The sequence below is a fragment of the Mycobacterium sp. genome, assembly GCF_039583785.1.
Classification (GTDB): domain Bacteria; phylum Actinomycetota; class Actinomycetes; order Mycobacteriales; family Mycobacteriaceae; genus Mycobacterium.
This window is the reverse complement of record NZ_JAVKSG010000101.1, coordinates 1-8194: the sequence shown is the minus strand read 5'-3', so window position 1 is coordinate 8194 and position 8194 is coordinate 1. Positions and strand designations below refer to the sequence as shown.

At 67.5% G+C, this 8194-nt stretch carries 7 protein-coding genes and 1 pseudogene; 3 read left to right on the top strand and 5 right to left on the bottom strand.

Annotated elements, in window-relative coordinates; genetic code table 11:
- Nucleotides 1-687, top strand: a 687-nt coding sequence (locus tag ABDV69_RS19190) for a 3-hydroxyacyl-CoA dehydrogenase family protein (protein ID WP_343577226.1), incomplete at its 5' end; no start/stop codon positions are given.
- A 166-nt stretch (nucleotides 688-853) separates the two neighbouring features.
- Here the strand turns inward: ABDV69_RS19190 and ABDV69_RS19185 are convergent.
- A complete protein-coding gene (locus tag ABDV69_RS19185) occupies nucleotides 854-1714 on the bottom strand; it encodes an LLM class F420-dependent oxidoreductase (RefSeq protein WP_343577225.1) in 861 nt (286 codons plus the stop codon).
- Between the two features lie 34 nt (nucleotides 1715-1748).
- On the opposite strand from ABDV69_RS19185, the gene ABDV69_RS19180 reads away from it, so the two are divergent.
- Nucleotides 1749-2738 carry an LLM class F420-dependent oxidoreductase gene (locus ABDV69_RS19180; RefSeq protein ID WP_343577224.1) on the top strand — a complete coding sequence of 330 codons (990 nt, stop codon included), beginning with the start codon at nucleotides 1749-1751 and terminating at the stop codon, nucleotides 2736-2738.
- Here the strand turns inward: ABDV69_RS19180 and ABDV69_RS19175 are convergent.
- The 3 genes from ABDV69_RS19175 to ABDV69_RS19165 all read right to left on the bottom strand — a co-directional run bounded on the left by ABDV69_RS19175 (nucleotide 2735) and on the right by ABDV69_RS19165 (nucleotide 7446).
- Entirely contained in the window at nucleotides 2735-3028 is a 294-nt protein-coding gene (locus ABDV69_RS19175) for an antibiotic biosynthesis monooxygenase (RefSeq protein ID WP_343577223.1), read from the bottom strand. The genes ABDV69_RS19180 and ABDV69_RS19175 overlap by 4 nt on opposite strands.
- Nucleotides 3029-3411: 383 nt before the next feature.
- On the bottom strand, nucleotides 3412-5061 hold the full coding sequence (locus ABDV69_RS19170) for a DNA repair helicase XPB (protein ID WP_343577222.1): 1650 nt from the start codon (nucleotides 5059-5061) through the stop codon (nucleotides 3412-3414).
- A 132-nt stretch (nucleotides 5062-5193) separates the two neighbouring features.
- The gene (locus tag ABDV69_RS19165; protein WP_343577221.1) at nucleotides 5194-7446 is read right to left on the bottom strand and encodes a helicase-associated domain-containing protein; all 2253 of its coding nucleotides are present in this window, start codon (nucleotides 7444-7446) and stop codon (nucleotides 5194-5196) included.
- Nucleotides 7447-7532: 86 nt separating this feature from the next.
- Here ABDV69_RS19165 and ABDV69_RS19160 point away from each other — a divergent pair, with 86 nt between their 5' ends.
- Nucleotides 7533-7733 (top strand): hypothetical protein, encoded by a 201-nt coding sequence (locus tag ABDV69_RS19160; RefSeq protein WP_343577220.1) that lies wholly within the window; start codon nucleotides 7533-7535, stop codon nucleotides 7731-7733.
- A 20-nt stretch (nucleotides 7734-7753) separates the two neighbouring features.
- Here ABDV69_RS19160 and ABDV69_RS19155 read toward each other — a convergent pair.
- Nucleotides 7754-8194: pseudogene (locus ABDV69_RS19155) on the bottom strand (hypothetical protein); the annotation flags it as partial.

The following is an 8194-nucleotide window of genomic DNA, read 5'->3' as shown; positions in this document are numbered from 1 at the left end:
TACACGCTGGCCATCGGCAAGACCCCGATCGTGGTCAACGACAGCCGCGGCTTCTTCACCAGCCGCGTCATCGGCACCTTCGTCAACGAGGCGCTGGCGATGCTGGGCGAGGGTGTCGAGCCCGCCAGTGTCGAGCACGCCGGTTCGCAGGCCGGTTACCCGGCGCCGCCGCTGCAGCTGTCCGACGAGCTCAACCTGGAGCTGATGCACAAGATCGCTGCTGCGAGCCGTAAGGCGGTGGAAGATGCGGACGCGGTCTATGTTCCGCACCCAGCCGAGGCGGTCATCGAGAAGATGATCTCACTCGAGCGGCCCAGCCGTCTGAAGGGCGCCGGCTTCTACGAATACATAGACGGCAAGCGCACCCGGCTGTGGCCCGGCCTGCGCGAGACGTTCTCCTCCGGTTCGGCCGACCTGCCGCTGCAGGACATGATCGACCGGATGCTGTTCGCCGAGGCGCTGGAAACCCAGAAGTGCTTGGACGAAGGCGTTCTCACGTCGACCGCGGACGCCAACATCGGCTCGATAATGGGCATCGGCTTCCCGCCCTACACCGGTGGTAGCGCGCAGTTCATCGTCGGGTATCAGGGTGCGCACGGTGTGGGCAAGGAAGCCTTCGTGGCTCGGGCCAAGGAGCTGGCTGCCAGGTACGGCGACCGCTTCCTGCCGCCGGCTTCGTTGACCTAGCCTCACTTCGACGCTCAAAGCCCCTGAAACCTCTGCGTTTCAGGGGCTTTGGCGCTGATAGAGGTGATAGTGCGCGGGGTCTGCGCTTCACGGCCGAGCGTGAAGACAATTTCACGCTCGGCAGTCAACGTGAACTCAACGTCACGTTCGCATAGTTGCGGGCGAGCTAGGTCAGCGCCGCGGCGATGCGGCGCCACTGCTCACGCGGGTAGGCCTTCGGATCGCTGCGCAGCACCTGGAGGCAGACATGGTCGGCGCCGGCCGACCGGTGCTCGGAGACCCGGCGCAGGATGGCATCCTCGTCGCCCCACGCAATGATCGCGTCGAAAAGACGATCGCTCACCTGGCTAAGGTCTTCTTCGGAGAAGCCCGAGCGCAACAGGTTGTTGGCGTAGTTCGGCAGCGCCATATACGAACGTAGCCAGTCGGTTCCGATGGCGCGGGCTTCGTCTGCGCTGTCGGTGAGAATCACCGTCTGCTCGGGCAGTAGCAGCGGTCCGTCGCCCAGCGTGCCGCGGGCCGAGGCGGTGTGGTCGGGAGTGACCAGGTACGGGTGGGCTCCGGCGCCGCGGCGGGCGGACAGCTGCAGCATCTTCGGGCCGAGTGCGGCCAGCACTCGCCGCTGCGCGGGAACCGGTTGCGGCGTCGCGTCCAGCTCGTCGAGGAACGACGCCGTCGCGGCCAGCGGTTTGCGATACCGGCCGGGTGAGCCGGCGTCGATCAACCGCGCGTGGCTGACCCCGATACCCAGCAGGAAGCGGTCGCCGTGGTCGGCCGTCAGCGAGGCGTAGTTCTCGGCGACGTCAGCCGGCGTGTGCATCCAGAGATTCAGGATCCCGGTGGCGATCGTGGTCTGCTTGGTCGCCGCCAGTAGGTTGCCCACCGCATCGAAGACCTGCCCGCCGACGTCGGGTATCCACAGGGCACGGAATCCGAGTTCGTCCAATTCGGCTGCTGCGTCGGCAGATTCGCTTGCGTTGCCGTAACGAAGCTGGCTGCTCCAGATCCCGATACCGGTGAGGTCCATCCGGCCAGCCTAGGGGCGCGCTACAGTCCGAGTCATGCGTTTCGGATTCTTCATCCCGCAGGGTTGGCGATTGGATCTGGTCGGCATCGACGTCGACAGACACTGGGCGGTGATGCGCGATCTGGCCGCCTACGCCGACGAAAGCACCTGGGACTCGGTGTGGGTGTACGACCACTTGCACACCGTGCCGATGCCCACCGGCGAAGCCACCCACGAGGCGTGGTCGCTGATGTCGGCCTACGCGGCGAGCACATCGCGGATCAAGCTCGGCCAGATGTGCACGGCGATGAGCTACCGCAATCCGGCCTACCTCGCCAAAATCGCTGCGACGACCGACATCATCTCCGGCGGACGTGTGCAGATGGGCATCGGCGCCGGCTGGTACGAGCACGAATGGCGGGCCTACGGGTACGGCTTCCCGTCGGCGGGCGTGCGGTTGGGACGCCTCGACGAAGGCGTGCAGATCATGCGCGACGCCTGGCGGGACGGCAAGGTCAGCTTTGATGGCAAGCACTACCAGGTCGACGGCGCGATCGTGCAACCCAAGCCTTTGGGGGACAACGGTATTCCGCTGTGGATCGCCGGCGGCGGGGAGAAGAAGACGCTGCGGATCGCCGCCAAGTACGCGCAGTACACCAACTTCGCCGGCGAACCCGAAGCGTTTACGCGCAAATCTGAAATCCTGGCCGGGCACTGCCGCGACGTCGGCACCGACTTCGACGCCATCGTCCGCTCGATCAACGTCAACGCGATCATCGGCGCTACCGAGAGCGACGTGAAGGACCGCATGCAGCGCGTCCGCCAGCGACTGGCCGGCTACGTCCCCGACTCGGCCGCCGACTCGATGATCGGCTCGACCAGTGGACCCGATTCGGCCATCGGCACGCCGGAACAGGTCGTCGAGCGGCTGCAGAAGCTGCGCGACCTCGGCTGCGAGTACGTGATCTGCTACTTCCCGGAGGCCGCGTATGACCGTTCTGGCGTGGAACTCTTTGAGCGAGAGGTTATTCCGGCGCTGGCCTAGACGTCGCTGGTGTGGTAGCGGATCTTGACCGGAGGAGCGGCCAGCAGCGGCGGTAGTTGGGTGACCTTGCCTTCGCCGGCGCGGAAGGCGCGGTAGGCCTCGTCGGCCTCGACGGTCTCCCAGACTTCGTAAATGAGCCAGTGGGCTTCGTCGTCCTCGTCGACGAGCACGTCGGTACGGACGTTCCCGTCGAAAGCCCGGGTGACTTCCAGCGTCCGGCCCATCAGTTCGCGCCCCGCGGCGACCTCGTCGGGCTTGAAGCGCAGTTCCAGCGTCACTATGACCGTCATCGTGATCTCCTCGTAGTCGCTTTGCTGGTCAAGAGCACACCGTCGAACCTACGGTCGATCGTCGGTTCTGGCGAACGACGACGAGAATGTGATTTCCAGATTTGTGGAATTCTGTCGTACCTTTCGGTCAGCGCAATATCAGTTCGGCGGCTGACGGAGGATCCCTCGCGCAGAAGGCAATCGATCCCAGCATCTCTACCTGGCCCGCTGACGATCCGCAGCTGATCGGTAGCGGATGCGCCGATGGCAGCGCGACCAGGTTCCCGGTCGGGCTGGGCCAGGTGTACGGCGTACCCGGCACGGCGTCGGCGACCATCCTGGCGCTCGAAACCTTCCGGCGGCGATCCGCTGCGTGCGGCAAGAGCGCCGCGCTTGCGAGCGCCTTAAATGGCGGGGCCCAGTAGGTCGTCGGCGTCGCGGATGACGTAGCCGTAGCCCTGCTCGGCCAGAAAGCGTTGCCGGTGCGCGGCGTACTCGGCGTCGAGACTGTCACGGGCGACCACTGAATAGAACACCGCGCCGCCGCCGTCCGCTTTGGGCCGCAGCAGCCGGCCCAGCCGTTGCGCCTCTTCCTGCCGTGAGCCAAAAGTACCCGAAACCTGCACCGCAACAGCGGCTTCCGGAAGATCGATAGAGAAGTTAGCCACCTTGGACACCACCAGGGTGGTCACATCGCCGCGGCGGAAGGCGTCGTACAGCTCCTCGCGTTCGGCCGTTTTGGTCGAGCCCTGGATCACCGGAGCGCCCAGCATCTCGCCGAGCTCATCGAGCTGATCCAGGTAGGCGCCGATCACCAGGGTCGGTTCGTCGGGGTGGCGGGCCAGAATCGACTTCACCACGGCGACTTTGGAATGCGCCGTCGAGCAGAGCTTGTAGCGCTCCTCGGGTTCGGCGGTCGCATAGATCATCCGCTCGTTGTCGGTCATCGTGACGCGGACCTCGATGCACTCCGCCGGGGCGATCCAGCCCTGCGCCTCGATGTCCTTCCACGGCGCGTCGTAGCGTTTCGGGCCGATCAGTGAGAACACATCACCTTCGCGGCCGTCCTCGCGGATCAGCGTCGCGGTGAGCCCGAGCCGTCGCCGGGACTGCAGATCGGCGGTCATCCGGAACACCGGCGCGGGCAGCAGGTGCACCTCGTCGTAGACGATCAATCCCCAGTCGCGGCTGTCGAACAACTCGAGGTGGCGGTACTCGCCCTTGGTGCGACGGGTGATCACCTGATAGGTCGCGATGGTGACCGGCCGGATCTCCTTGCGTTCACCCGAGTACTCGCCAATCTCCTCCTCGGTCAACGACGTTCGCGCGATCAGCTCCCGCTTCCACTGCCGGCCGGCGACGGTGTTGGTGACCAGGATCAGCGTCGTCGCACTGGCCTTCGCCATCGCGGCCGCGCCGACCATCGTCTTGCCCGCCCCGCACGGCAACACCACCACACCGGAGCCGCCCAACCAGAACGAGTCGGCCGCCATCTCCTGGTAGTCGCGCAATTGCCAGCCGTCCTGCACCAGGCTGATCGGATGCGCCTCGCCGTCGACGTAGCCGGCCAGGTCTTCGGCGGGCCAGCCGATCTTGAGCAGCATCTGTTTGACCCGGCCGCGCTCGCTGGGATGTACGACCACGGTGTCGTCGTCGATGCGGGCGCCTAGCATCGGCGCGATCTTCTTGTGGCGCAGGACTTCTTCCAGCACAGCCCGGTCGAGACTCGCCAGAGTCAGGCCGTGCACCGGGTTCTTCACCAGCTGCAGCCGGCCGTAGCGGGCCATCGTGTCGACGATGTCGACCAGCAACGGCTGCGGGACCGCGTACCGGGAAAAGCTGACCAGGGCGTCGACGACCTGCTCGGCGTCGTGGCCCGCGGCGCGGGCGTTCCACAGCGCCAGCGGGGTGATCCGATAGGTGTGCACGTGTTCGGGTGCCCGCTCCAGTTCGGCGAACGGCGCGATGGCCGCGCGCGCCGCACCGGCGATCTCATGGTCGACTTCCAGCAGCACTGTCTTGTCGGACTGCACAATCAGGGGTCCGTCAGTCATAACTCCCCATTATCCGGATCGCGCCGACAACTAGCGCCGCTCCTCCTCATCACTGCGTTCTGCATCGTCGCCGGCGCGCAACCAGCGCCGCTCCTCCTCATCGCTGCGTTCTGCATCGTCGCCGGCGGGCAACTAATCTTCGCCGTCGGCGGTCATCACCGACTGGATGCGGTGTACGGCGAAGTCACGGACGCGGCTGGAGGCCGAGTCGAACGCGTGCATTTGCCCGCCGGTCACCGCGATCGGCGACACCACTCGCTGAGTGGCCATCCCGGCGGCGTCGACGTACTTGATCAGCACCGTGTCCTTCTCGCGGGCCGCCTTTTGCAGCAGCGACATGGCCACCGCGGGATCGATCCGCACGTGAGCGAACGGGGCGGTGGTCACCTTCCGCAGCACCGAGACCACCGCGCTCAGCGTTTCGCCACTGGGCTGCGGCATCGGCCGGTGTGAACGGTAGCGCTGCGGCGCGGCAACCCGTGCCCTACGGGACCTGATGTCGACAATGGTTCCCGTCGCGTCCTCGGCGGCCGGAGCGAAGCCGGCGTCCTGTAGCGCCGTGAGCACTTCGTTGATGGGTGCCTGCGAGATCGCCACGGTCGGCGCCAGCACCCGGAGTCCGAGGCGTTCGGTGGCGGCCGCGGCCTGGGCGAGCAACGTCGGGTCCTCGCACCGCACGAACGATGTGGCCATGCCAATGCGCAGCTGGCCGTGCCGGCGGGCGACGTCGTCGATCAGATACGTCAAGCCCTGCGGCACCGGCGTTTTGGAGTGCTTACCGAACAGCGAGTGCAACTCGTCGGCGGTCTTGCCGATGTCGAGGGCATGCCGGATCGACGGTTCGCTGACCCGGTACACCATCGCGGTTCCCGCGGATTCGACGTCGGCGACCGTCGAGAGTTGCTCGGCCAGATCACGTTTTAGCGGGCCGGGCACCACCACGGTCAAGTCGGCCTGCACCAGGAAGTGGTCGATCGGCGTGGGTAGCGCGCGGGTCATGGCCGCAATGGTGACGGCCTCGTCTGCGCCGTCGATGAACAGGCGGCCCGGTGTGCTGAGCGCGACGCGCCCCACCAGGCCGAGCTGCTGCGCCTCGTCCAGCAGGCCGGCCACCGGCGCGGGTTGCAGCCGCGTAGACCACCGCGGCCGCCGCCAGATCAACGCCGCCGACGCGGTGTCCTTGTCCACTCCAGCGCCCGGCGGCAGTTCGGCGAGCATGCCCAGTAAGAGTCGGCGATCCAACGGAGCGGCCGTCGAATACAGCGAATCTGACAGTGCGGCATATGGTTTAGCATCCGGTCCGCGGCTCCCGATCAACGCCGGCCGAGCCGCCAGGTCGAGCCAGGTGGTGGCCAGCAGATGCCAGCGTTCGGCAACGGTGGCCTCGGTGAAACGGTCGGCGGCCACCGTCGGTGCCCAGTACGGCGGATCGCCGACGCTCGGCTGCGGATCGGGAAGACCGCTCGCGATCAGGCCCGCGGCGGCGGCCAACTCCAGGATCAAACCCAACCGGGCTTCGTCGACGCCAGTGACCTTCGTCAGCCGGCGCACCTCGCGCACGCCGAGCCCGCCGCTGCGAAGCTCGGGAATCGGTGCGGCGCTGAGTGATTGGATTACCAGGTCGAGCTCGCGGAGCAGGTCGATGATCGCGCCGGCAGCCGCGGCGTCGGCGTCGGCGGGCGTCGTGGTGGACACCACCGGATCGGGTGCCGCGAGCCGCACCGGCCCGGGTTCCTCGCCGCGCATCACCTGTCCGACGTGACGGGGCAGGATCACCGTGTCCGCGTCGATTCGGCGCAGCAGGCCGATCGCAATCAGTTGTGGCACAGAGCGATCCGCTGGCGCCCCGGGCGCGGCGTCGCGGGTCCTCCCCAGCGGCGAGCCCTCCAGCAGCCGGTCCAGCAGCTCGCGCTGCGGATCATCGAGACCGTCGATCAGCTCGGCAATCTGCTGCGCGCTCTGGTCGGCGTCTTCCAGCGTCACCTGACCGACATACCAAGGCAGGCCGCCGTCGGCGTCGGAGGCGACCCGCACGTCGATGTCACCCCAGACCAGCGCACGTTCCTTCAGGTCCTCGAGTGCGGCGAGAACATCGGTTTCGGGGGCCCGGTCGCCGATCAGCGTGAGCAGCTTGCCGACCGGCACCGGTGCGGTGTCCGCCTGCAGCACCAGCAGCGCGTCGATGACCGCCAGCCGCAGGAAATCCAGCTCGTCGGTGGCAGCCTTCAGCGACTGGCGGGCCTGGGCGCGGGCGGCCAGCGCGGCGATACTGCCCGGCGGCGGTTGGGCGAGGTCGGGTCGCAGCTCCAGCAGGCGGATCAACCGCTCGTCGGGCAACTCGGCAAGCCAAGACCCCAGCGGGATGCCCGGCGTGTGTTGCGTCATTGCTGACCAGCGTAAAGCAGCGGGTCGAGTGACCCTTTGCCGCCGACGGAGGGTGAGGCGGGCGTTGCCGCACCCGACCTGTCAGAATGGTCTACGTGGCTGACAACAAGGAGAAGAAGACGCGTTACGTCGACAACGGTTGGCCGACGACCAACCCCGACGACCACGCCGTGAGCGAACTGGCAACCGACCGAACCGGCGCACTGTCGCCCTTCGGCGACCTGGTCTTCCCGCTGCCTGCCGACGAACTACCGTATCTGCATCCGACCACCGACATCAACCGCTAGTCGCGGTTTGCGACGGCTCGTCAGACGAGCGACCGCAGCGCGGGGTTACCGCTCACGCTCTGCGACTGAATCGCCTTCTGCAGGTCGTTGACGTAACTCGGGTTGCGCGGCAGAGCCGGCGCGCGGTCCTGCGGGACCATGGTCCACGAACTCACCGCGTTGGCCTGATGCACGTCCTGCGGCGGCGGAGCGGGCTCGGGCGCAAGGTCGTCCGGCGGCGGGGGTGGCGGTGCGTCGGGCGCGGGCGCATCGATAGCGACCTCTTGTACCGGTGTGGGCGGCTCGGGCGCAGGGGGCGGAGGCGGCGGGTCGACGGCAGCCGGTTCCGCCGGTGGCGGCTCCGGTGCGGGCGGCTCAGGCGCGGGCGGCGAAGGCGGCGGGTCGGCCGGTGGCGGGGGCATCGGAGCGTCGAACACGGGCGGCGGGGCGTCCGGCGGGGGCGCGTCAGCAAGCACGTTGCG

What these genes read in the sequence shown, in the direction of transcription:
- ABDV69_RS19185 (WP_343577225.1), bottom strand. Translation starts at nt 1,714, where the DNA reads ATGGACCTCACCGGTATCGGGATCTGGAGCAGCCAGCTTCGTTACGGC.
- ABDV69_RS19180 (WP_343577224.1), top strand. Translation starts at nt 1,749, where the DNA reads ATGCGTTTCGGATTCTTCATCCCGCAGGGTTGGCGATTGGATCTGGTC.
- ABDV69_RS19175 (WP_343577223.1), bottom strand. Translation starts at nt 3,028, where the DNA reads ATGACGGTCATAGTGACGCTGGAACTGCGCTTCAAGCCCGACGAGGTC.
- ABDV69_RS19170 (WP_343577222.1), bottom strand. Translation starts at nt 5,061, where the DNA reads ATGACTGACGGACCCCTGATTGTGCAGTCCGACAAGACAGTGCTGCTG.
- ABDV69_RS19165 (WP_343577221.1), bottom strand. Translation starts at nt 7,446, where the DNA reads ATGACGCAACACACGCCGGGCATCCCGCTGGGGTCTTGGCTTGCCGAG.
- ABDV69_RS19160 (WP_343577220.1), top strand. Translation starts at nt 7,533, where the DNA reads ATGGTCTACGTGGCTGACAACAAGGAGAAGAAGACGCGTTACGTCGAC.